This window comes from Stenotrophomonas sp. 2619, assembly GCF_040548725.1.
GTDB lineage: Bacteria > Pseudomonadota > Gammaproteobacteria > Xanthomonadales > Xanthomonadaceae > Stenotrophomonas > Stenotrophomonas maltophilia_AP.
On record NZ_JBEPSF010000004.1, the window covers coordinates 21,937 to 43,389 of the forward strand.

The window sequence follows — 21,453 nt, forward strand, 5'->3', positions numbered from 1 at the left end:
CAGGCACGGCATAATTGCGTCGCAGACTGGGAGTATTGATGGCCGTCACCGACAACGTTGTTGCATCCGCCCGCGCCACGCGCGCTGAGACCCCGCCCGCCGACCATTGGCAACGGTGGGTCGGCAGCGCCGCGCCAGTCGCCGCTGCGCCGAGCAACGTGGTGCCGCTTACCGCGGCCATCGCAGCGGCCCCGCCGCCGCTGCCGCAGGTGCAGGCGCACGAAGACGACCCCGCGCCGCTGGCCCTGGATGCGCCCTACCGGGTGCTGATTGTCGAAGACGACCGCTCCCAGGCCCTGTTCGCGCAGAGCGTGCTGCATGGCGCCGGGATGGAGGCCATCGTGCACAGCGACGCCGAAGGCGTGCAGCAGGCCATCGCGGACAACCGCCCCGACCTGATCCTGATGGACCTGCACCTGCCCGGCCTGGACGGCATGCGCCTGACCGCGCTGATCCGCCAGCAACCCGGCCAGCAGCTGCTGCCCATCGTCTTCCTCAGTGGCGATCCAGACCCGGAGCGCCAGTTCGAAGTGCTCGACAGCGGCGCCGACGATTTCCTGAGCAAGCCGATCCGTCCGCGCCATCTCATTGCCGCGGTGTCCAACCGGATCCGCCGTGCGCGTGCGCAGGCCGCCACCCAGCCCGGTGCCAATGGCGCGCCGGCCATGAACAACCCCGAGACCGGCCTGCCGACCCGCCACCATGTGATGCAGCAGCTGGCCGCCTCGCTGGCCCACCGCGACCAGGGCGGCCTGTTCTTCATCGAAGTGGCCAGTGCACTGGGCCTGCGCGAACGGTACGGCTACGCCGCGTTCGAGCGCCTGATGGTGCAGGCCGCGCAGCGCCTGGCCGACAGCGCGCAGCCGCACCTGCTGGCACGCCTGAACGACAACAGCTTCCTGGTGCTGGCCCGCGGCATCGACGAGGAAAGCCTGGACGGCGTGGCCCAGCACCTGCGCGAACAGTTGTCGGGGCGTGCCTTCGTGATCCGCGACGACGAGTCGGTGCACCTGCGCGGCGTGGTCGGGCATGCGCAGCTCTCCCTGGGGTTCAGCGATGCCGGCACCGCACTGGAAGCGGTGGAACGCACCACCCTGCAGGCGCGCCTGCTCAGCGCCGGTGTCGCCGCGCATGTGCGCCGCGAGGATGTCGCCGCGCAGGAACACCTGGCCCTGCTCGAAGGCCAGCTGGAACTGGCCTACCAGCCCATCGTGGCCGTTGCCGGCGGCAATACCGCCCAGTACCAGGTGCTGCTGCGGCTGCGCCAGGCCGATGGCACCGTGCTCGCCGCCGGCCAGGTGATTCCGGCCGCCGAAGCCGCCGGGCGCATCGCCGACCTGGACCAGCAGGTGCTGGACCACGCCCTCGGCCTGCTCGATCTGTACCGGCATGCCACCCAGCCGCTGAGCCTGTTCGTGTCGCAGTCGCTGCGCACGCTGGCCCGCGATGCCTTCGCCGACTGGCTGCTGGAATCGCTGGCGCGCCGCCAGATCGCCGGCGAGGCCCTGGTCATCGACGTCCGCCTGCCGGACGCGCTGATCCACACCGTCACGCTGCAGCAGTTCTGTTCGCGCATGGCCGACGCCGGCGTGCGTTTCTGCCTGAGCCAGTTCGAGCCGGGCAGCGAAGCCAATGCACTGCTCACCCAGTTGCCACTGACTTACGTGCGCATGGCCGCGCGCTTCTCCAGCAGTCACGCCAACCAGCGCACCCGCGACGAACTGCGTGCCGCCATCGACAACGCGCACCGCGCCGGCCTGCAGATCATCGGTCAACAGATCGAAGATCCACAGGCCGCTGCTGCGATGTGGATGGGTGGGGTCGACTTCATCCAGGGCAACATGGTGCAGTCGGCGGGCAGTGAACTGAACTTCGACTTCCACAACGCGGTGTTGTGATGACGACCACCCAAGGACGGGTACCCCGCGCACTCTGGCTGACCGCCATGGCCGCCGCGGTTGCAGGCACCGCCGCAGTGATGGCCGCCATCGGCAGCCGTGGGCCGTGGCCACTGATTGCCGCCGCTGCGGCCGTGGTGACGGTGATGGCCAGCCTGAGCTGCGTGCAGCACTGGCGCGACACCCAGCAGCGGTTGCAGCAACTGCAACGCCGCGGCGACGCGCTCGCTGCCGAGCGCGATCAGCTGCACCACGCGGTGCAGCAGCAGGATGTGCTGGAGCAGGAACTGCTGCAGGCCAAACAGGCCGCCGAAGCCGCCGCGCTGGCCAAGGGCGAGTTCCTGGCCACCATGAGCCACGAAATCCGCACGCCGCTCAATGGCATCCTGCCGATGCTGGACCTGATCGCAGGCGGCCAGCTGGGCGCCGACCAGCGGCAGATGCTGCAGACCGCCACCGTCAGCTCCCAGCAGCTGCTGCGCATCGTCGATGACATCCTCGATTACTCCCGTCTGGAGGCCAAGGGCCTGGACCTGGAGATCACCACCTTCAACCTGCGCGAGCTGCTCGAAGGGCAGGTCCAGCTGATGCAGCGCAGCGCCGATCCCAAGGCGTTGAAGCTGTCGCTGGAACTGGATCCGGCCGTGCGCCTGTCGGTACGCGGCGACCCGGTACGCCTGCGCCAGGTACTGGGCAACCTGCTGGTCAATGCCATCAAGTTCACCGAACGCGGCCAGGTCCGCGTGCGCGTGCAGCGCCTGGGCGAAACCAGCGCCCAGCACCAGCTGCGCTTCGAAGTGATCGACACCGGTATCGGTATCGACACGGCCCTGCAGTCGCGGCTGTTCCAGTCCTTCAGCCAGGCCGATGCCTCCACCACCCGCATTTACGGCGGCACCGGACTGGGGCTGGCCATCTGCAAGCGCATCATCGACCTGATGCATGGCCGCATCGGGGTCAGCTCCACGCCGGGGCATGGCGCCACGTTCTGGTTCGAGATTCCGCTGCTGAAGGTCATCGGCGACCTGCCCGCCCTGGGCACCGCCACCACCCGCGCACTGCTGGTCAGTACCGACGCGCTGCTGGCCCAGCGCCTGGACCGGGTGCTGCAGCACTACGACACGCGCCTGCACGTGGTGGAGAGCGCCTCGGCCGCGCTGGACATCCTGCGTGCCCCGCAGCGCCCCGGCATCGAACCGGTGCTGAGCTGGGTCCTGGCCGATACCGAGGCCCTGCGCCACGGCGCCACCGCCCTGCACCGTGCCGTGCTGCGCGACGGTCGCGATCCCGTGCCCCGGCTGGTGTGGCTGCAGGGCGCCGAGCCCCTCGCGTCGGTGCTGCTGGAGGACGCGGTGCAGGTGCCGCGCGATGCTGCCGACAGTGACCTGCACGCCCTGCTGCGCCCGGCCACGGCCCCCGCACGCCCGGCACCGCTATTGGCCGAGGTGGTGACCGATACCGCCAGCGCACCCGTCCCCCAGCTGGGGCTGCGCGTGCTGTTGGTGGAAGACAACAGCGTGAACCTGGCCGTTGCCCAGCGCCTGCTGCAGGTACTGGGCTGCAGCGTGGTCACCGCCACCGACGGGCAACAGGCCCTGGAGCACCTGCACACCCAGCGCGTGGACCTGGTGCTGATGGATTGCCAGATGCCGGTGCTGGATGGCTACCAGGCCACCCGTCGCTGGCGCGCGCACGAAGCCGACACCGGCGCGGCGCGGCAGCCGATCGTGGCGATGACCGCCAATGCCATGGCCGGTGACCGCGAACGCTGCCTGCAGGCGGGCATGGACGACTACCTGTCCAAGCCGGTCAACCGTGCCTCGCTGCAGGCGTGCCTGCAACGCTGGCAAGGCGACGCGGCCACGCCGCAGTGGCACGCGCCGCCTGCCGACGTGCGCGCTCCGGACATGCCGATGGCCGCACTGCCAGCATCGGTGATGCCCGACAGCGACGACAGCCCGCTGCCCGTGCTGGACAGCAGCGTGCTGGATGAACTGGTGGAGGTGATCGGCGCGCAGACCGCGCACATCATCGGCGTGTTCCTGGACGACACCCCGGCGCTGATCAGCCAGTTGCAGGATGCCTCGGTGGCCGCCGACCTGGACCAGCTGCGCGCGCTGGCGCACAGCCTCAAATCCGCCAGTGCCAATGTGGGCGCGCTGGCCCTGTCGGCCGCCTCGCGCCGGATTGAACACGACGCGCGCGCCGGCACCCTGGAACGCCCCGCCGTGGCGGTGGCGTTGCTCATCGCCGAGTTCGCGCGCGCGCGGATCGCGCTGGCCGGGTATCAGAACGGCCTGCGCGTCCCGCTGCAGGGCTGACTCAGTCGTCCAGCTTGGTCAGCAGGTAGTTCGGCTCGCTGATGCGTTCGATCAGGTCGAGCTGGGTTTCCAGCCAATCAATGTGTTCTTCCTCGGAATCGAGGATCTTCACGAACAGCTGGCGGCTCACGTAGTCGCCCACCGAATCGGCGTAGGCCACTGCATCGCGCAGCGTGACCACGCCATCGCGCTCCAGCGCCAGATCGCACTGCAGGATCTCGGTGGGGTTCTCGCCGATGCGCAGCTTGCCCAGCGCCTGGAAGTTGGGCAGCCCTTCGAGGAACAGGATGCGATCGGACAGCATGTCGGCATGCTTCATTTCTTCGATCGATTCCTTGTACTCATGATCGGCCAGTTCCTTCAGGCCCCAGTTCTTCAGCATCTTGGCGTGCAGGAAATACTGGTTGATCGCGGTCAGCTCGTTGTAGAGGACCTTGTTGAGGAATTCGATGACTTTTGCGTCGCCCTTCATGAGCCTGCTCCTGCTGCGTGTGAACGCGCGCACTGTAGCGCTTCGCGCCGGAGCATGATGAAACGCGAATCGTGCTCAGTTGCGCCCGGCGTCCGCGTGCTCAGAATGCGAACACGCAACGTAGTGTCGGCCGCTGGACGGCACCTCGAACATCTGCGTTGGATAGCGCCAGCCGCGGGCCGGCACTGACGCCGGTCAGGCGACCTGGGCCAGGCCCAGCACGGGCAGCGGCAGGTCGTGGGTGGCGCTGAACTTGGCCAGCAGGTCCGCCGCCATGTCCAGGCAGGACCCGCAGGTGGCACCGCAGCCGGTGCGCATGGTCAGTTCGGACACGCTCGCGACACCGCTCTGGGCGGCTTCACGGATCTGGTGGTCGGTAACCCCGTTGCAGATACAAACGTACACGTGCGGACTCGGCAGGCAGGCCAGGAAGGGCCTGCCGCTATTCCAATAGAAATGCGAATGGTTGTCAATTTCGTATCTGAATCATTCTCGATACGGTTCAGACAGACCACCGCCGACCACCGTGGCGGGCGCCCCTTACGGCGCGCCCGGGTCGCCCTTGGCCTTCCGCGGCCAGTAGCCGCGCTTGGGCGGCGTGCGCTTGCGCGGCCGGTCGTGCCCGGCGGTGTTGCCCGGCATCCAGGCTTCCTGGGCCGACTTGGGCATCGACTCCACCCCGGTGCCGGCCACGCCACGCGCCAGGGGCGCCAGGTGGCGCAGCGCGCGGGCATAGACCCCGCGCTTGAACATCACCACATGCTCGACCGGGTACCAGAAATCCACCCACCGCCACTGGTCGAACTCGGGGCTGTCGGTATGGTCCAGCGTCACATGGGATTCGTCGCCGGACAGGCGCAGCAGGAACCACACCTGCTTCTGGCCGATGCACACCTGCTTCTCATTGCGCCGGATGGCGCGCGCGGGCAGCCGATAGCGCAGCCAGCCCGGTGTCGCTCCGAGGACTTCGACGTGCTCGGGCAACAGCCCCGTTTCTTCGTGCAACTCGCGATACATGGCTTCGACGGGCGTCTCGTCGGTATTCATGCCGCCCTGCGGAAACTGCCAGCCATCCCGGCGCACACGTCGTGCCCAGAACACCTGCCCGTCTTCCCGCATCAGCACAATACCGACGTTCGGTCGATAGCCGTCCGGATCGATCACGATGCGGACTCCTAGAAAAATCTACTGATCCGACTTTGACACGCCCGCTGCCCACTCACAAGCGTGATGAAAAAGTGTTGACAGATCCCGGATACATCTCCAGAATTACCGGCTCCCTAGGCTATGTAGCTCAGCCGGTTAGAGCACAGCACTCATAATGCTGGGGTCGGTGGTTCGAGTCCACCCATAGCCACCAAGTTAACCCTTGGTTTTGTAGGGAAAAAGTGCAATACTTGCACGCACATATTGCCCCGTCGCCAAGCGGTAAGGCACCTGACTCTGACTCAGGCATTCGGTGGTTCGAATCCATCCGGGGCAGCCAAATAAAACAAAAGGCCTGATCGAAAGATCAGGCCTTTTGTTCTATTTGGTGCGGTTAGCTGGGCGCATGGCGCCCAGCACCCCAACCTTGCGAAGCAAGGTTGGGGTCCGCCTCATCCACCTCCACATCCCCGCGCCTGTCGGCGCGCGCCCTTGGACTCCAAGGGGGCTCCTCAGCTGATGGGGCGCGAGTGCCGTCGGGTGCCCGTGGGGCTGGCGGGCAGCGCGGCGCTCCCCATTGCCGACGGGGATGCGTTGCGACCGGCAGCGATTACGCCCACGCGGCCGGCAGCGGGCGACGGCGCAATGGAAGAGTGGAATCGCAGCCATCGCTAGCGAAACCATCGGCTTGCGGATGGGGGGCGTGGTTGCCGGCCAGCGGCCGGCACTACCGATTCAGGCCCCTTCCCCGCTTTTGCCTCGCCCTTCCCCTGCGCACCAGCCAACTGTCGAGGGGCGGCGCGGGTGGGTTGGCGGGACCCTGAGCCGCATGGATGCGGCGACGGAGCTTACAAGGACGTACTTGCAGCGTGTCCCGACAATCCATCCGCGCCGACCCAACCCAGCCAATGCGCAGACCAAGCGCTCTGGCTCTGGCTCTGGCTCTAGCCCTGGCCCTGAGCAACACCGGACCCACAAACGACAAAAGCCCGGCCGAGGCCGGGCTTTTGCTGTCCTCCCAGCGGGACCCCGAAGGGTCCCACGCCAGGCGCGATGGATCAGCGCTTGGAGAACTGGGTGGCGCGACGTGCCTTGTGCAGACCGACCTTCTTACGCTCGACTTCACGGGCGTCACGGGTCATGAAGCCAGCCTTGCGCAGCTCGGACTTCAGGGTTTCGTCGTACTCGACCAGCGCGCGGGCGATGCCCAGGCGGATCGCACCGGCCTGACCGGTGGTACCACCGCCAGCGGCGGTCACCATGATGTCGAAGCTTTCGGTGTTCTTGGTCAGTTCCAGCGGCTGACGCACGATCATGCGTGCAGTCTCACGGCCAAAGAACTCGTCCAGCGGACGGCCATTGACGGTGATGTTGCCGGCGCCCTTGCGCAGGAACACGCGGGCGGTGGAGGACTTGCGGCGGCCGGTGCCGTAGTTTTGAGTGATAGCCATGATTAGATATCCAGAACCTGAGGCTGCTGAGCGGCGTGCGGGTGCTCGGAACCCGAGTACACCTTGAGCTTGCGGTACATGGCGCGGCCCAGCGGGCCCTTCGGCAGCATGCCCTTGACGGCGGTCTCGATGACACGCTCCGGGTGGCGCTCAAGCGCCTGGGCCAGAGTTTCGGTCTTCAGGTTGCCGATGTAGCCAGTGAAACGGTGATACAGCTTGTCCTGCAGCTTGTTGCCGGTGACGACAATCTTTTCTGCATTGATGACAACCAGGTAATCACCGGTATCAACGTGAGGGGTGTAGACCGGCTTGTGCTTGCCGCGCAGACGGCGGGCCAGCTCGGTGGACAGACGGCCCAGCGTCTTGCCGGAAGCGTCGACGAGATACCAGTCGCGCTGGACGGTCTCGGACTTTGCAGTGAAAGTGCTCATGAAAGAACTCAAGTAGGTCGGGCTCATTACGGCGCTGAACGGCCGGAACTCTGCCACGCGTTGTGAAGAGGCGGGATTGTACTGGCCAACCCCGCCACTTGCAAGTTACCCCCTGCCCCGGCTTGGCACGCCGCGCCCACGGGGCGAGAATCGACGATCCCCCGCTGCACGCTGCCACCCCGCCATGACCGCCACCCGCCAGATCACCCCGCTCGATCACCTGCTGACCGAAGCCCAGCGCGCCCTGGACACGGTGTTTGGCAACCCGCCGGCCAGCCGCCCCTACCCGGCCGACACCACCCCCGACGTCCAGATGAACACCCCCGAACGCCGCCACGCGGCCGGCCTGATGCGCATCAACCACGTCGGCGAGGTCTGCGCCCAGGGCCTGTACTTCGGCCAGGCCGCCGTCGCCCAGGAGGCGCAGACCCGCGCCCACCTGCTCGAAGCGGCCCAGGAAGAAACCGACCACCTGGCCTGGTGCGCCCAGCGCCTGCGCGAACTGGACAGCCGCCCCAGCCTGTTCAACCCCATCTGGTATGCCGGCAGCTACACCATCGGCACCCTGGCCGGCCTGCGCGGGGACGGCTGGAACCTCGGCTTCGTGGTCGAAACCGAGCGCCAGGTCGAAGCCCACCTGGACGAACACCTGGACACCCTGCCCCCGGCCGACCTGCGCAGCCGCGAGATCCTCAAGGTGATGAAGATCGACGAAGCCCGGCACGCCGACCACGCCGAACATGCCGGCGCCCGCAAGCTGCCCTTCCCGATCCCCTCGGTGATGGCCCTGGCCTCCAAGGTCATGAAGACCATCGCCTACCGCGTGTGACCTCCCGTACCGGCTGAGGGCCCTCCCGGCGGCCAGACACAAAAACGGCCCGGTGTCTTCACACCGGACCGTCTTCGATTGGCTTCCGTGGTGCCCGGTTCTACGCGACCCTGGCACCCCGGCGCGGGGCCACCCCGCCTGTACAGCACCGCCACGGGTTGCCCCGGGCGGCTGACACGTGTCGCGTTACTCGGCCAGGTTGCGCCCGTGGAACAGCTCTTCGATCTCACGACGCAGCAGCGCTTCGATCTTCATGCGTTCCTTGAACGAGATGTTCTTGGCCTTCTCTTCGAACAGGTACTGGTCCAGGTCGAAGTCCTTCAGGTGCATCTTCGTGTGGAAGATGTTTTCCTGATAGACGTTGACGTCGAACATCTCGTAACGCGACTTGATGTTCTTGGCCAGGAAGTTCTGGATCGAGTTGATCTTGTGATCGATGTAGTGCTTCTTGCCCTTCACATCACGGGTGAAGCCACGCACGCGGTAGTCCATGATCACGATGTCCGATTCCAGACTCTCGATCAGGTAGTTCAGCGCCTTCAACGGCGAAATCACGCCGCAGGTGGCCACGTCGATGTCGGCGCGGAAGGTTGCGATGCCTTCCTGCGGGTGCGTTTCCGGATAGGTGTGCACAGTGATGTGCGACTTGTCCATGTGCGCGACCACGGCGTCGGAGATCAACTCCTTGCCGGCCTGCTTCTTGTCGATCACCGGCTCTTCCGAGATCAGGATCGTCACCGAGGCACCCTGCGGATCGTAATCCTGGCGCGCCACGTTGAGGATGTTGGCGCCGATGATCTCGGCGACATCGGTCAAGATTTGAGTAAGCCTGTCGGCGTTGTACTCTTCATCGATGTATTCAATGTAACGCTGACGCTCCTCTTCGGTGCGCGCGTAACACACGTCATAGATGTTGAAGCTCAGCGCCTTGGTGAGGTTGTTGAAACCCTGCAACCTGAGGCGAGGCAACGGCTTGACCACGGCGGTCGATCCTGTGAGTGGTGGGAAAGGGGGAATTATGGGGCAAAGTGATCGGGGGCGAAACTTGCATTGACACGAGTAGCTGTGCTTTGTTTGCCCTTAACAAATCGGATCGTTAAGCTCGCGGCACATAGCCGTGAATTGTTCATGAGCAAAGGGAGCGCCTCAACCGTGTCAACAGTGCGCCTTGCCGCAAGTCCACTGGCCCTGGATATCGCCACCATCGACCGGTTTCTGGCCCACAGCCATCGTCGCCGCTATCCCGCCCGTACCGACGTGTTCCGCCCTGGAGACCCGGCCGGCACGCTTTATTACGTGATCAGTGGCTCGGTCTCTATAATTGCTGAGGAAGAGGACGATCGTGAGCTGGTCCTCGGCTACTTCGGTTCAGGTGAGTTCGTCGGCGAAATGGGCCTGTTCGTCGAATCGGACCGCCGCGAGGTGATCCTGCGCACCCGCACCCCCTGCGAACTGGCTGAAATCAGCTACGAACGCCTGCACCAGCTGTTCCTGGGCCCGCTCTCGGCCGATGCCCCGCGGCTGCTGTATGCGCTGGGCCAGCAGATCTCCAAGCGCCTGCTCGACACCAGCCGCAAGGCCAGCCGCCTGGCGTTCCTGGACGTCACCGACCGGATCGTGCGCACCCTTCACGACCTGTCCCGCGAACCGGAGGCCATGAGCCACCCGCAGGGCACCCAGCTGCGCGTGTCGCGCCAGGAACTGGCCCGGCTGGTCGGCTGCTCGCGTGAAATGGCCGGCCGCGTGCTCAAGAAGCTGCAGACCGACGGCCTGCTGCACGCCCGCGGCAAGACCGTGGTCCTGTACGGCACCCGCTGACCGCACCCGCCAGGCAGAGCCGACCGTTGGTCGGCTACCCCGCACGCCGCGCCGCATGCCGCCCCACACGCTTTCCGACATGCCCCCCGGCCTTTTGCCGGGCCCGGGCTGCCAGAGGTTGCCGGCCAGCGGCGGGCACTACGTTGCTGTTTCCCGGTAGGCTGGGGCCATGGAGCTTGGCAGCGAATTCTATTGGTTCATCCTGGTCGGCCTGGGCGCGCAGCTGGTCGACGGCGCCCTGGGGATGGCCTTCGGGCTGATTTCGTCCTCGATCCTGCTCAGCATGGGCCTGCCGCCGGCGGCGGTGAGCGCCAGCATCCATACCGCTGAAGTGTTCACCACCGGCGCGTCGGGGGTCTCCCACCTGGTGGCCGGCAATGTCGACCGTCGCCTGTTCCTGCGCCTGGCCCTGCCGGGCGCGGTGGGCGGGGTGGTGGGTGCCTACGTGCTGACCCAGCTGCCCGGGGAGTTCATCCGCCCGTTCATCTACTGCTACCTGCTGGTGCTGGCGATCTTCATCCTGCTGCGCGCCGCCGGGCGGCTGATGCCCGCCCAGGAAGTGAAGCGGGTGCCGGTGCTGGGCTTCTTCGCCGGCCTGCTGGATGCCAGCGGCGGCGGCGGCTGGGGCCCGGTGGCCACCTCCACCCTGCTGGCCCGGGGCGGCCAGGCGCGTACCACCATCGGCACGGTCAACGCGGCCGAATTCGTGGTCACCCTGGCGGTATCGATCACCTTCCTGCTGACCATGGGCCTGCAGTATCTGAACATCGTCGCCGGTCTGCTGATCGGCGGGATGATGGCCGCGCCGGTTGCCGCGCTGCTGGTGAAGCGGGTCAAGGAGCGCTGGGTGCTGGTGGCCGTGGGCGTGCTGGTCCTGGCCATCAGCCTGTTCCAGATCGGCCAGGCGCTGCTGCAGTGGCGCGCGGCCTGAGCCGGTTGCGTCATCCCACGGGGATGACGCCAGAGGCATCTTCAATCGCGTCGGTCAGACCGGATCGCCCGCTCGATCGACGCAGCCCCAATTGAGGATCGGCGTGCCCGGCGGCAGCACCTGCCGGAAGTGCGCCACCCGCGAGGCCTTCGGGTTCACCACCACCGGCGCCTTGGCGGCCAGCAGCAGCGGCAGGTCGGCACTGCTGTCGGAGTAGGCAATGGCGATCTCGCCGTAGCCGCGCTCGCGCAGCATGCGCATCTTCTCTTCGTTGTGGCAGTGGCGGGTGGCGACCACCGCGCCCAGGCACGGGCCCACCTCGGTGCCGATCACCGGCACGCCCTGGTGGGCCACAAAGGTGAGGATGGCGCGGGCCAGCTCCGGCGGTGCGCCGGTGGCCACCACGACCCGGTCGCCCTGGTCACGGTGCTGGGCGAACACATCCAGCGCCACCGGCAGCAACCGGCGGCGGATGTCGGCCTCATGGGTGAGCACGTAGCGGTCGATGGCCTTGTTGAGGTCACGGGCGCGGTGCAGGCCGAAGGTCGCGATCCACACATAACCGGAAATCCCGCGGCGGCGGGTGGGCAACAGCGCCACCAGCGGGCCCAGGATCGGGGTGGCCAGCAGCGCGACCAGCAGCCGCAGGGGGTTGCGCTTGATCAGCCAGGCGAACAGGTGGCTGCCCGAATCACCGTCGTAGAGGGTGTGATCGAAATCGAAGACCACCAGCGGGGCGTCGTCGCGCGGCGTTGGGTAGATCGCAGTCATGCGCTGAAGAATAGCTGACGCAGGCCCTCGCCGGGCTCTTCCACCCGCATGAACGCCTCACCGACCAGGAAGGCATGCACGCCGGCGTTGCGCATCAGGCTGACGTCGTCGGCGCCCAGGATGCCGCTTTCGGTCACCAGCAGCCGATCGCGCGGCACCGCCTGGCGCATGTCCAGGGTGGTCTGCAGCGAGACCTCGAAGGTGCGCAGGTTGCGGTTGTTGATGCCGATCAGCGGCACCGGCACCTGGATGGCGCGCTCGAGCTCGTCGATGTCGTGCACTTCCACCAGCACGTCCATGCCCAGCTGCATGGCCAGGTCGGACAGCGCGGCCAGCTGGCGGTCGTCCAGCGCCGCCACGATCAGCAGGATGCAGTCGGCACCGAGCACGCGCGCTTCGTACACCTGGTAGGCGTCGATCACGAAGTCCTTGCGCAGCACCGGCAGCGTGCACGCGTCGCGGGCCTGCTGCAGGTAGGCATCGCTGCCCTGGAAGAAGTCCACGTCGGTCAGCACCGACAGGCAGCTGGCGCCGCCGAACTCGTAGCTGACCGCGATGTCGGCCGGGTGGAAGTCGGCGCGGATCACGCCCTTGGACGGGCTGGCCTTCTTCACCTCGGCGATCACCGCCGGGTTGCCGGCGGCGATCGAGGCCCGCAGCGCGTCGGCGAAGCCCCGCACCGGCGGTGCCTGCTCGACCCGGGCGATCAGCGCCTCCAACGGCACCTGCGCGCGGCGCGCGGCCACTTCTTCGGCCTTGCGGGCCAGGATGGTGTCGAGGATGTCGCTCTTGTCGCTCATGTCAGTCAGGGTCCTTCAGGCCGGCCATTATCGGCCAGCCATGGGCAAAGCGTGAAACGGACGGCTCAGCCGTCCGCGCGGATGCGCTGGGTGGCCGCCACGTACTGCGCCATGCGCGAACGGGCACCGCCGTCGGCAATGGCCGCCCGGGCGCGGGCCAGGCCGTCGGCGATGCTGTCGGCCACGCCGGCCACGTACAGGGCCGCACCGGCGTTGAGCGCCACGATATCCAGCGCCGGGCCGGGCTGGTTGTCGAGCACCGCGCGCAGCATCGCAATCGACTCGTCGGGGTTGGCCACCTTCAGGTTGCGACTGGCCGACATCGCAATGCCGAAGTCTTCCGGGTGGATCTCGTACTCGCGCACCTTGCCGTCGCGCAGCTCGCCCACCAGCGTGCCGGCGCCCAGCGAGATCTCGTCCATGTTGTCGCGGCCCCACACCACCAGTGCACGTTCGGCGCCCAGCTCGCGCAGCACGCGCGCCTGGATGCCGACCAGATCGGGGTGGAACACACCCATCAGCACGTTGGTGGCGCCCACCGGGTTGGTCAGCGGGCCCAGGATGTTGAAGATGGTGCGCACGCCCATCTCGCGGCGGACCGGTGCCACCACCTTCATCGCCGGGTGGTGCATCGGCGCGAACATGAAGCCGATACCGGTCTCGGTGATGGCACGGGCCACCTCGTCCGGGCGCAGGTCGATGACCGCGCCCAGCGCTTCCACCGCATCGGCGCTGCCGGACTTGGACGACACGCTGCGGTTGCCGTGCTTGGCCACCTTGGCGCCCGCCGCCGCCACCACGAACATCGCGCAGGTGGAGATGTTGAAGGTGTGTGAGCCGTCGCCGCCGGTCCCCACGATGTCCACCAGGTGGGTCTTGTCCTCCACCGGCACGGCCAACGCCAGCTCACGCATCACCGTGGCCGCGCCGGCAATCTCGCCCACCGTTTCCTTCTTGACCCGCAGGCCGGTGAGGATCGCGGCGGTCATCACCGGCGAGACGTCACCGCGCATCACCTGGCGCATCAGGTCGACCATTTCGTCGAAGAAGATTTCGCGGTGCTCGATGGTGCGCTGCAGGGCTTCCTGGGGGGAGAAGGTCATGCGGGGGTCCTTTGTGGTGCAGGTGCGGCGCGCTCAGCGCTGCAGGAAATTCTTCAGCAGGGCGTGGCCATGCTCGGTGAGGATCGACTCGGGGTGGAACTGCACGCCTTCGACCGGGTGCTCGCGGTGGCGCAGGCCCATGATCTCTTCGACGCTGCCGTCCTCGTTCTCGGTCCAGGCGGTCACTTCCAGGCTGTCCGGCAGCGTGGTCTTGTCCACCACCAGCGAGTGGTAGCGCGTGGCCTGGTAGCGGTCCGGCAGGCCGGCGAACACGCCGCGGCCTTGATGCCGGATCGGCGAAGTCTTGCCGTGCATGATGGTGGTGGCGCGGATGACATCGCCGCCGTAGACCTGGCCGATGCTCTGGTGGCCCAGGCACACGCCGAGGATCGGCGTGGTCGGGCCGAGCCGGCGGATCAGCTCCAGCGACACGCCCGCTTCGTTGGGCGTGCACGGGCCGGGCGAAATCACGATGCGCTCGGGGGCGAGCGCGGCGATCTCATCGACGCTCAAGGCGTCGTTGCGCACCACCTTGACCTCGGCGCCCAGCGTCTGCAGGTACTGCACGAGGTTGTAGGTGAAGCTGTCGTAGTTGTCGAGCATCAACAACATGGTCAGGGTCCGTCTTGGATGAGGAAAATGGCGTACACGTTTTCGGTGTACGTGATGGGCGCGGCGGTGAGCAGTTCGCCGCCCGACGACGCGCGATAGCGCGATCCGGTCACGGCCACCTTGTCCAGCGTCGCGCTTTCTCCGCCGTCGCCGAAGCCATCCCGACCGGGCGTGCCCCAGGTGCCGGCCTGCACGCCATAAGCGAAGTTCGGTGCGACGTCGGAAATGCTGTACAGGCCGGTGATCTTCGTGCCGTATGCGCCGGCCAGGCCCTTGGCCGATTCGCGCGTCTGCGCGGCGGCCTCGGCCTTCAGTTCGCCACGCAGGCGGCTTTCACCCGAGTACGTGGGTTCAGCGGTACTGACCTGAACCTCGCGGCTGGCCTTCAGCTCGCCCAGGAAGGCTTTCAGGGCCTGCGCATCCGGGAATTCGGCCTTCAGGTCGCGCTGGGCGGCGGTGCCGTTGAACACCTCCTCATCGTTGCGATAACGCGTAGAGGGCGAGATGCTCAGATTGGCGGCGCGCACGGTGCCCTCGATGGCACCGTGCCGTGCAAACAGCTGCAGCACCCGCTCGGCGTTGGCCTGTGCGCGGGCGCGGGCGGCGTCGGTCTGCATGTCGATCGATTCCAGCGCCACCTTCACCGTGAAGCGGTCCGGCATCACCGTCCGCGTGGCGCTGCCCTTGACCAGCAGATGGGGCTGCGAGGGAATGGTGTTGGCCTGTGCCCATGCGGGCCCGGCCACCACGGCCAGCGTCGATGACAACAGCAATGCGCTCAGCAGCTTCATGCGGTATTCCTTGTCATTGGTGAGGAGGGGTGGTCGTGTACGACGATCGATGAACAGACAGGCCGGATCCGCAGCGACCGCGCATGCTGTCCCCTGCCGCACGCAGCCGAAGGCCGCGTCGGGGAACAAGCACTCTGCCGGGGTACGCCATGGTGCAGCACTGCATCAGCTCCTGTTTGAGGGAGCCGCCGTGCCGGGGAGCGTTGAACTGGATCTTGCCCGCCGATACGGCGGCAAGGTGCGGTCCGGGACCGCGACGACCTGCCGCTTCCTATTGGAAGCGCCACCACTTGGCTACGTTGTTCAGCGCGGTGCAGGTCATGGGATAACTCGGGTTTCAGACTGTAGGGAAAAGCCGGGCAAGGGCTTCTACGCCTTGCCTCTCAAGGGTATCAGATCTCCGGCGCAATGGCGCGGGGGTCAGGCGACCCGCGTTGGTCGGGGGCCAGGCACTGGCATCTGGCCTCACCGCCCTGCTCCGGCTGTGATACGGCCTGCAGACCCCGCCCCCGCGGCTTGCGGACACGATGCCGCGCCCTTACCGTGGCCGCACGTCAAGGTATGTGGGAGACGCTAGGTGCACCGTCGTCTGGTTCTTTGCCTGAGCCTGCTTTTCTGTAGCGGAGCCAACGCTGGAAACTCATCCATCGAAATCGATGGGACCGTCGCAGTAGGCGCCCACTGCGACGGCAGATCAGTGTGCATATTCAACAACAAAGACAACGTTCGCTTCGAGGTCACGATCAGGAATACCCAGAAGGAACCCGTCCAGCTTCCTCTTGCGTTCATGCGCAGCGTGGGACCCCGCATCGTCCTGCACGACAACCGTGCCCAGCACAGCAGGAAGCTGTCGCGAACCATGCCGAACGCCGCGTTGCTGTCGAATGTCACGGTAGTGGCGCCCGACCAGTCTGTTTCGATCTCCGGCCTCATCACCCGGCACGAACTTGACGCGTTTGGCGGGCGGCACCTGGATGTGACCGCGGAGGTGTCAATCAACGCGCCAACGGACGGCACCCGTAATTTCCGGCCCTTGGGCACTGCGACCCTCCGGATCGTCAGTGCCGAGGTGGCGCAGAGTCTGGATGCTGCGCGCCGCTGACATCATCCGCCGTCGTGAGCAGCTGGCGACGCAGGAACCGTCGCTGTGCGCGCGGCCCCACCTTGCGTCGCGGGCACAGGAAGGCCCACCGCCGCCAGCTCCGTGGCATGGGACGCGGCCAACCGTCGTCCCATGTAGCGCGCAAACCCCTGGGACAGATGGTGCTGGTCATAGAAGGCAGGCTCTCCATCCGCTTCCACCGCGCACCCTGCCGGAGCGCTGCCCTCGCACAGCAGCGCGTACTTGCTGATGTAGAGATAGTCCAGCGAATGCACCTGGGGAATGGGCGATGTTGCCCGCTCATCCACGTTGAGGTAGTTCACGAACTCGGGCCGACGACACGCATCGAACGAACGGTACTGGTTGTACAACGTTGCGCAGTCGGTACTGGTCTGCAGGTAGGAACCCAGCGCCACGATGCGGATCGAAGGATTCTTCCGCTTCAGGATTTCCAGAATCTTCCAGAGATCGGCAGCGATGGCATCGAAGCCCATGTGGGTATTGAATACCACCACATCCACCGACTGCACGAACGGTTCGTTGTTGAGCACCGAAAACCGTTTGTCGCACGCCAACGCGGTGGTGGTGGAAACAATAGACCGCTTGCCCAGCACCAATGCACAGTCGTTGACCGTGCCGAAGCTGATCAGGTTGACGCGCCGATCCCCGCCATAGATCTCATCGAAGGCATTGAAGGCATCCGGCTCGTGCGAGTTGCCAAAGACCAGCACCTGCATCGGTCGCTGCCGGGCGCAGCGCGAGGGATCGTCCAGGGTTTCCACGGTGCAGGCATTGCCCAGGCGCTCAAAGCGCCGTGCCTTGCCGGCCTCGATCTGCGATGCAGCAAGGGGCTGGAACGAAACCGCCCCCTGCTCTGCCGCCGGCAGAGGTGACGACGCCCCGTTGTGCGCCACCGCGCCGGGGGTGAAGTAGGCGTACCGCCAGGTCATGCCGTCGGACACCAACAGCCCCGCTCCCATCACACCGCACAGCGTGGCCGCCGCAAGCGTCCGGCTTACCGGGCCGGCGCCGACGGGCGAGCGCCCGGCGTGGCGGAAACGGCGCTCCACCAGGTAGTGCAGTGGAAGCGCAGCGGCCAATGACAGACCCGCCATGACCGCCACACGGTAGCCCCACTGGACGTCCGTCATGTAAGGCCCCGCGAAGACAACGACCGGCCAGTGGGTCAGATACAGCGAGTAACTGATCGTGCCGAGCCATGCGGCAAGCGGATTGCCGAGCAGCACCGCGGCCGCTCTCGATTCGCGCGCGGAGATCACCAGCAGGGTGCCCACGCAGGGAGCAAGCGCGTTGACGTACGGGAAGATGTCGCCCTCTTTCAGCGTCACGATCGCGTACACGATCAGACCCACGCCCAGTGCCAGCGCTCCCTCCTGCACCCCGCGCGACGACGGCAGGCGGCGGATGACGTGGAAGCCCAGCGCGCCGATCGCAAACTCGAATACCCGGTACTGCGGCAGGAAGAACAGGTCGGATCGGACGCCGACGCCCTGGGATGCCACGGCAACATGGTTGGCGGCGAAACTCGCCACGCCTGCCACAACGATGCCCCAGAAAACGCCGCGGCGACCGAACAACCGGTAGCTGAAATAGAGTAGTGCAGGCCAGACCAGATAGAACTGCTCCTCCACGCTGAGCGACCAGATGTGCAGCAGGGGCTTGGTCTGCGAGGCGGTGTCAAAGTAGCCGCTTTCCATCCAGAACTGCAGGTTGGACAGCGACAACGACGCGGCGATCAACGACTTTCCATAGGCGACCAGTTCGCCCGGCGCAAGCAGGACGCACGCCAGGATCGAGGTCGCCAGCAACGTCGCAATCAACGCAGGCAGGATCCGGCGCACCCGGCGTGCGTAGAACTGCCTGAAACTGAAGTGGCCGGTGCGCTCGAGTTCACCAACGATGATCGAACTGATCAGGTAGCCACTGATGACGAAGAAGATGTCGACCCCGACATAGCCGCCGCCCAGTCCCGGCACTCCGAAATGGAACAGCAGCACGGCCATGACCGCGACGCAGCGGAGACCGTCAATGTGCGGCAGGTAGGCGATGTTACGTGCGCTCATCGAGATCCGGGCAATGTCCATTTGGCCCGGCATCTCATCACACGATGAACGATGGCACAACAACGCGGGGCGCAAGACGTGCGCCGGCGCTATTTACAGACCCTTCGCCGCCTGCGCAACGGCACGGAACAGCGCGCGGCCCTTGTTCATCGTCTCGTCCCATTCCTTGCCGGGATCGGAGTCGTACACGATGCCCGCACCGGCCTGCACGTGCAGGCGGCCGTCCTTGATGACGGCGGTGCGGATCGCGATGGCGGTGTCGGCGTCGCCATGCCAGCCGATGTAGCCGATGCTGCCGGCGTAGACGTTGCGCTTGATCGGCTCCAGCTCGCGGATCACTTCCAGCGCGCGGATCTTCGGTGCGCCGCTGACCGTGCCGGCCGGGAAGGTCGCACGCAGCACGTCGGCGTAGCTCAGGCCCGGCTGCAGCTTCCCGGTCACTTCGCTGACGATATGCATGACGTGGCTGTAGCGCTCGATCACGAACTGTTCGCCCACTTCCACCGTGCCCGCCTGCGAGACGCGGCCCGCATCGTTGCGGCCCAGGTCGATCAGCATCAGGTGCTCGGCGCGCTCCTTGGGATCGGCCAGCAGCTCGGCTTCCAGTGCGTTGTCTTCTTCCACCGTGGCCCCGCGCGGGCGGGTGCCGGCGATCGGGCGCACGGTGACGTTGCCATCCTGCAGGCGCACCAGGATTTCCGGCGAGGAGCCCACCACCTGCACATCCCCGGTATCCAGGAAGTACATGTACGGCGACGGATTCAACGCGCGCAGCGCGCGGTACACATCCACCGGGCGCGCCTTGAACGGCACGCTCAGGCGCTGGCTGAGCACCACCTGGAAGATGTCGCCGGCGCGGATGTATTCCTTGGATTTGTCGACCGCGGCAATGAAGCCTTCGCGTGTGAAGCCGGAGACGAAGTCGTTTTCGTCGAGCACGTCGCGGGTGATCGGCGCCGGGTAGCCCGCGCCCGGTGCACGCAGCTTGGCCACCAGCGCATCGAGCTTGGCCTGCGCCAGGTCCCACGCCCCGGGATGGCCCGGGTCGGCGTGCACGATCAGGTACAAGCGGCCCTTGAGGTTGTCGAACACCGCCAGCTCTTCGGAGTGCAGCAGCAGGATGTCCGGCGTGCCCAGTTCGTCGCGGCCCCGCGGCGGCGCCAGGCGCGGTTCGATGTAACCGATGCACTCGAACCCGAACCAGCCGACCAGGCCACCGGTGAAGCCCGGCAGGCCGGCGAGTTTGGGCACCGAATGGGCGCTGCGCAGCGCCTCGACCTCGGCGAACGGGTCGGCCACCTCACGGGTGTCGACCACCTGGCCCGATTCGCTGACGGTCAGGGTGTGGCCGTGGAAGGCATACACCCGGCGCGCCGGCAGGCCGATGATGGAATAGCGCCCGAAGCGTTCGCCGCCCTCGACCGATTCAAACAGATAGGTGTGCGGGCCGTCGGCGAGCTTCAGATAGACCGAAAGCGGCGTGTCCAGGTCTGACAGCACTTCGCGGACGACGGGGATGCGGGTGTGGCCTTCAGCGGCCTGCTGCTGGAACTGCTCGAACGTGATCAAGACGACTTTCCTTCCGGGATGCGGCGGGGGTGGGACGGACGACGGCAACAGGCCACCATCGCCACCAACGGCGAGCGGAAGAAAGGGTATGCGGGGTCGTCAGAATGGACACCCGGTGACTGTATCGCAGCTGGGGTGCGAGGGAAACCCTGGCGGGCAGGCCCGTTGGGTCAGGGCGGCGACAGCAGATGGCTGCCGGGATGCAGGTGCATGCGGACCCGCGCGGCCACGCATTCGATGCGGAACTGGCGGGCCTTCACCGGCTCGCCGTCCAGGTTCAGGGTGATCGGCTGTTCGGCCTCGATCTCCACCCACGGCGCGCGGGCGCGGTGGGCAACCTGCTCGAGCGCGCCCTGCTTGCCGCCCTTGAGCAGCGCGCCGATGGTGGAGGCGACCTCACCGGTGAGTTCGGGAATGACGGTGACATCGAGCAGGCCGTCGTCGACCACGGCGTCCGGGCACAGCACCTGCCCGCCGCCGGCCTGGCGCCCGTTGCCGATGCCGAGCGCGATGAAGCCGCCTTCCCAGTCGAACCCGGGGGCGCGCAGACGCGCACGGATCGGATCGATCCGGCCCAGCCGCGAGATGCCGGTCACCAGGTAGGCCAGGCCGCCGAGGACCTTCTTCAGGCCTTCATCGGTCTCCACGGTGACCTCGGTTCCGAAGCCGCCGCTGGCGACATTGGCACACCACCAGCGCTTGCCGTCGGCATCGATGTTCAGCAGGTCGACCGGGCGGGCGGCCTCCTGTTCGATCAACGTCAGCGCCTCCAGCGGCGCATCGGGAATGCCCGCGGCGGTGGCGAAATCATTGGCGGTGCCCAGCGGCACCAGCCCCAGCGAAGGCAGCGCATCGGCGGGCTCCGGCCGGTGCGCCAGGGTTTCGGCCACTTCGCTCAGGGTGCCGTCGCCCCCGGCGGCGATGATCGTATCCACCCCGTGCTCGATCGCCTCGGCCACGTAGCGCTCGGCGTCACCGTCCTCCCAGGTCACCCGCACCTCCAGCTGCACACCGCGCTCGCGCATGGCGTGCACGGCCTCGCGCAGATCCGTATTGCCGGTGGACTTGCCGTTGAGGATCAGACGCCAGCGGGTACGGCTCATGCAGCACTTCCACGAGAGGGGGAGGCGCAGGCTAGCAGGGCTGCCGTCGAGGCCGGTGAACGTCATCAAACGGTCACCGAAGGGCCGGAGAATGGAAGGCCATAGCAGGGACGATGGATGGAGGCAGGATCAGCCTCCGAGTATTCCCAGGGCCGCATCCGTCAGGGTGCGGCCTTTTTTTGTCCTGCGATGAGCGCAGCCGACCAACGGTCGGCTCTACG

Annotated in this window: 20 protein-coding genes and 2 tRNA genes; 8 read left to right on the top strand and 14 right to left on the bottom strand. The window is 66.7% G+C overall.

The features are described 5' to 3' along the window. The first annotated feature begins 14 nt into the window (after window positions 1-14). Window positions 15-1,898, top strand: coding sequence for an EAL domain-containing protein (locus ABIA71_RS05515; protein ID WP_502961065.1), 1,884 nt, complete (start codon window positions 15-17; stop codon window positions 1,896-1,898). Window positions 1,899-1,936: 38 nt separating this feature from the next. Then, window positions 1,937-4,219, top strand: a complete 2,283-nt coding sequence (locus ABIA71_RS05520; protein WP_502961178.1) for an ATP-binding protein — start codon at window positions 1,937-1,939, stop codon at window positions 4,217-4,219. 1 nt (window position 4,220) lies between these two features. Here the strand turns inward: ABIA71_RS05520 and bfr are convergent, their stop codons facing one another. From bfr to ABIA71_RS05535, 3 genes are all read right to left on the bottom strand, one after another. Then, window positions 4,221-4,691 carry a bacterioferritin gene (gene bfr / locus ABIA71_RS05525; protein WP_128096615.1) on the bottom strand — a complete coding sequence of 157 codons (471 nt, stop codon included), beginning with the start codon at window positions 4,689-4,691 and terminating at the stop codon, window positions 4,221-4,223. A gap of 195 nt (window positions 4,692-4,886) precedes the next feature. Further along, a complete protein-coding gene (locus ABIA71_RS05530) occupies window positions 4,887-5,096 on the bottom strand; it encodes a (2Fe-2S)-binding protein (RefSeq protein WP_038685797.1) in 210 nt (69 codons plus the stop codon). A gap of 135 nt (window positions 5,097-5,231) precedes the next feature. Then, window positions 5,232-5,855: an RNA pyrophosphohydrolase gene (locus ABIA71_RS05535; protein WP_038685796.1), complete on the bottom strand. Its 624-nt coding sequence runs from the start codon at window positions 5,853-5,855 to the stop codon at window positions 5,232-5,234. Window positions 5,856-5,974: 119 nt separating this feature from the next. Here ABIA71_RS05535 and ABIA71_RS05540 point away from each other — a divergent pair. Both ABIA71_RS05540 and ABIA71_RS05545 read left to right on the top strand, forming a co-directional pair. Next, window positions 5,975-6,051: transfer RNA gene (locus ABIA71_RS05540), tRNA-Met, on the top strand. 51 nt (window positions 6,052-6,102) lie between these two features. Further along, a tRNA-Gln gene (locus tag ABIA71_RS05545) sits at window positions 6,103-6,177 on the top strand. Window positions 6,178-6,895: 718 nt separating this feature from the next. On the opposite strand, the gene rpsI is transcribed toward ABIA71_RS05545, so the two are convergent. After that, the gene (gene rpsI / locus ABIA71_RS05550) at window positions 6,896-7,288 is read right to left on the bottom strand and encodes a 30S ribosomal protein S9 (RefSeq protein WP_017354549.1); all 393 of its coding nucleotides are present in this window, start codon (window positions 7,286-7,288) and stop codon (window positions 6,896-6,898) included. A 2-nt stretch (window positions 7,289-7,290) separates the two neighbouring features. Beyond that, a complete protein-coding gene (gene rplM, locus ABIA71_RS05555) occupies window positions 7,291-7,719 on the bottom strand; it encodes a 50S ribosomal protein L13 (RefSeq protein WP_038685795.1) in 429 nt (142 codons plus the stop codon). A gap of 184 nt (window positions 7,720-7,903) precedes the next feature. Between rplM and coq7 the strand changes: the two genes are divergently transcribed. Continuing rightward, complete coding sequence (gene coq7, locus ABIA71_RS05560; protein WP_354283795.1) at window positions 7,904-8,548, top strand: 2-polyprenyl-3-methyl-6-methoxy-1,4-benzoquinone monooxygenase; 645 nt, start codon at window positions 7,904-7,906, stop codon at window positions 8,546-8,548. Between the two features lie 186 nt (window positions 8,549-8,734). On the opposite strand, the gene speD is transcribed toward coq7, so the two are convergent. Beyond that, the gene (gene speD, locus ABIA71_RS05565; RefSeq protein WP_025874620.1) at window positions 8,735-9,529 is read right to left on the bottom strand and encodes an adenosylmethionine decarboxylase; all 795 of its coding nucleotides are present in this window, start codon (window positions 9,527-9,529) and stop codon (window positions 8,735-8,737) included. Between the two features lie 147 nt (window positions 9,530-9,676). On the opposite strand from speD, the gene crp reads away from it, so the two are divergent. After that, window positions 9,677-10,366: a cAMP-activated global transcriptional regulator CRP gene (gene crp / locus ABIA71_RS05570; protein ID WP_038685793.1), complete on the top strand. Its 690-nt coding sequence runs from the start codon at window positions 9,677-9,679 to the stop codon at window positions 10,364-10,366. A 169-nt stretch (window positions 10,367-10,535) separates the two neighbouring features. After that, window positions 10,536-11,297 carry a sulfite exporter TauE/SafE family protein gene (locus ABIA71_RS05575; RefSeq protein WP_354283798.1) on the top strand — a complete coding sequence of 254 codons (762 nt, stop codon included), beginning with the start codon at window positions 10,536-10,538 and terminating at the stop codon, window positions 11,295-11,297. 54 nt (window positions 11,298-11,351) lie between these two features. Here ABIA71_RS05575 and ABIA71_RS05580 read toward each other — a convergent pair whose 3' ends face one another. The 5 genes from ABIA71_RS05580 to ABIA71_RS05600 form a co-directional block, all read right to left on the bottom strand. Beyond that, window positions 11,352-12,068: a haloacid dehalogenase-like hydrolase gene (locus ABIA71_RS05580; protein ID WP_128095566.1), complete on the bottom strand. Its 717-nt coding sequence runs from the start codon at window positions 12,066-12,068 to the stop codon at window positions 11,352-11,354. After that, window positions 12,065-12,868 carry an indole-3-glycerol phosphate synthase TrpC gene (gene trpC / locus ABIA71_RS05585; RefSeq protein WP_038685790.1) on the bottom strand — a complete coding sequence of 268 codons (804 nt, stop codon included), beginning with the start codon at window positions 12,866-12,868 and terminating at the stop codon, window positions 12,065-12,067. Before trpC ends, ABIA71_RS05580 begins: the two co-directional genes overlap by 4 nt. 65 nt (window positions 12,869-12,933) lie before the next feature. Further along, window positions 12,934-13,971: an anthranilate phosphoribosyltransferase gene (gene trpD / locus ABIA71_RS05590; RefSeq protein ID WP_354283801.1), complete on the bottom strand. Its 1,038-nt coding sequence runs from the start codon at window positions 13,969-13,971 to the stop codon at window positions 12,934-12,936. Window positions 13,972-14,004: 33 nt separating this feature from the next. Beyond that, entirely contained in the window at window positions 14,005-14,583 is a 579-nt protein-coding gene (locus ABIA71_RS05595) for an anthranilate synthase component II (RefSeq protein WP_354283803.1), read from the bottom strand. Window positions 14,584-14,585: 2 nt separating this feature from the next. Then, window positions 14,586-15,374, bottom strand: coding sequence for an SIMPL domain-containing protein (locus ABIA71_RS05600; RefSeq protein WP_502961180.1), 789 nt, complete (start codon window positions 15,372-15,374; stop codon window positions 14,586-14,588). 577 nt (window positions 15,375-15,951) lie between these two features. On the opposite strand from ABIA71_RS05600, the gene ABIA71_RS05605 reads away from it, so the two are divergent. Next, a complete protein-coding gene (locus ABIA71_RS05605; protein ID WP_354283807.1) occupies window positions 15,952-16,476 on the top strand; it encodes a hypothetical protein in 525 nt (174 codons plus the stop codon). A gap of 2 nt (window positions 16,477-16,478) precedes the next feature. Here the strand turns inward: ABIA71_RS05605 and ABIA71_RS05610 are convergent, their stop codons facing one another. The 3 genes from ABIA71_RS05610 to yegS all read right to left on the bottom strand — a co-directional run bounded on the left by ABIA71_RS05610 (window position 16,479) and on the right by yegS (window position 21,232). Beyond that, window positions 16,479-18,560 carry an acyltransferase family protein gene (locus ABIA71_RS05610; protein WP_354283809.1) on the bottom strand — a complete coding sequence of 694 codons (2,082 nt, stop codon included), beginning with the start codon at window positions 18,558-18,560 and terminating at the stop codon, window positions 16,479-16,481. Window positions 18,561-18,653: 93 nt separating this feature from the next. Then, on the bottom strand, window positions 18,654-20,129 hold the full coding sequence (gene trpE, locus ABIA71_RS05615) for an anthranilate synthase component I (RefSeq protein WP_354283811.1): 1,476 nt from the start codon (window positions 20,127-20,129) through the stop codon (window positions 18,654-18,656). Window positions 20,130-20,299: 170 nt separating this feature from the next. Next, window positions 20,300-21,232: a lipid kinase YegS gene (yegS, locus tag ABIA71_RS05620; RefSeq protein ID WP_128095560.1), complete on the bottom strand. Its 933-nt coding sequence runs from the start codon at window positions 21,230-21,232 to the stop codon at window positions 20,300-20,302. Window positions 21,233-21,453 lie beyond the last annotated feature (221 nt).

Coding starts and splice junctions, on each gene's coding strand:
- bfr (WP_128096615.1), bottom strand. CDS start 4,691: ATGAAGGGCGACGCAAAAGTCATCGAATTCCTCAACAAGGTCCTCTAC.
- rpsI (WP_017354549.1), bottom strand. CDS start 7,288: ATGGCTATCACTCAAAACTACGGCACCGGCCGCCGCAAGTCCTCCACC.
- rplM (WP_038685795.1), bottom strand. CDS start 7,719: ATGAGCACTTTCACTGCAAAGTCCGAGACCGTCCAGCGCGACTGGTAT.
- coq7 (WP_354283795.1), top strand. CDS start 7,904: ATGACCGCCACCCGCCAGATCACCCCGCTCGATCACCTGCTGACCGAA.
- crp (WP_038685793.1), top strand. CDS start 9,677: ATGAGCAAAGGGAGCGCCTCAACCGTGTCAACAGTGCGCCTTGCCGCA.
- ABIA71_RS05575 (WP_354283798.1), top strand. CDS start 10,536: ATGGAGCTTGGCAGCGAATTCTATTGGTTCATCCTGGTCGGCCTGGGC.
- ABIA71_RS05580 (WP_128095566.1), bottom strand. CDS start 12,068: ATGACTGCGATCTACCCAACGCCGCGCGACGACGCCCCGCTGGTGGTC.
- trpC (WP_038685790.1), bottom strand. CDS start 12,868: ATGAGCGACAAGAGCGACATCCTCGACACCATCCTGGCCCGCAAGGCC.
- trpD (WP_354283801.1), bottom strand. CDS start 13,971: ATGACCTTCTCCCCCCAGGAAGCCCTGCAGCGCACCATCGAGCACCGC.
- ABIA71_RS05595 (WP_354283803.1), bottom strand. CDS start 14,583: ATGTTGTTGATGCTCGACAACTACGACAGCTTCACCTACAACCTCGTG.
- ABIA71_RS05600 (WP_502961180.1), bottom strand. CDS start 15,374: ATGAAGCTGCTGAGCGCATTGCTGTTGTCATCGACGCTGGCCGTGGTG.
- ABIA71_RS05610 (WP_354283809.1), bottom strand. CDS start 18,560: ATGAGCGCACGTAACATCGCCTACCTGCCGCACATTGACGGTCTCCGC.
- yegS (WP_128095560.1), bottom strand. CDS start 21,232: ATGAGCCGTACCCGCTGGCGTCTGATCCTCAACGGCAAGTCCACCGGC.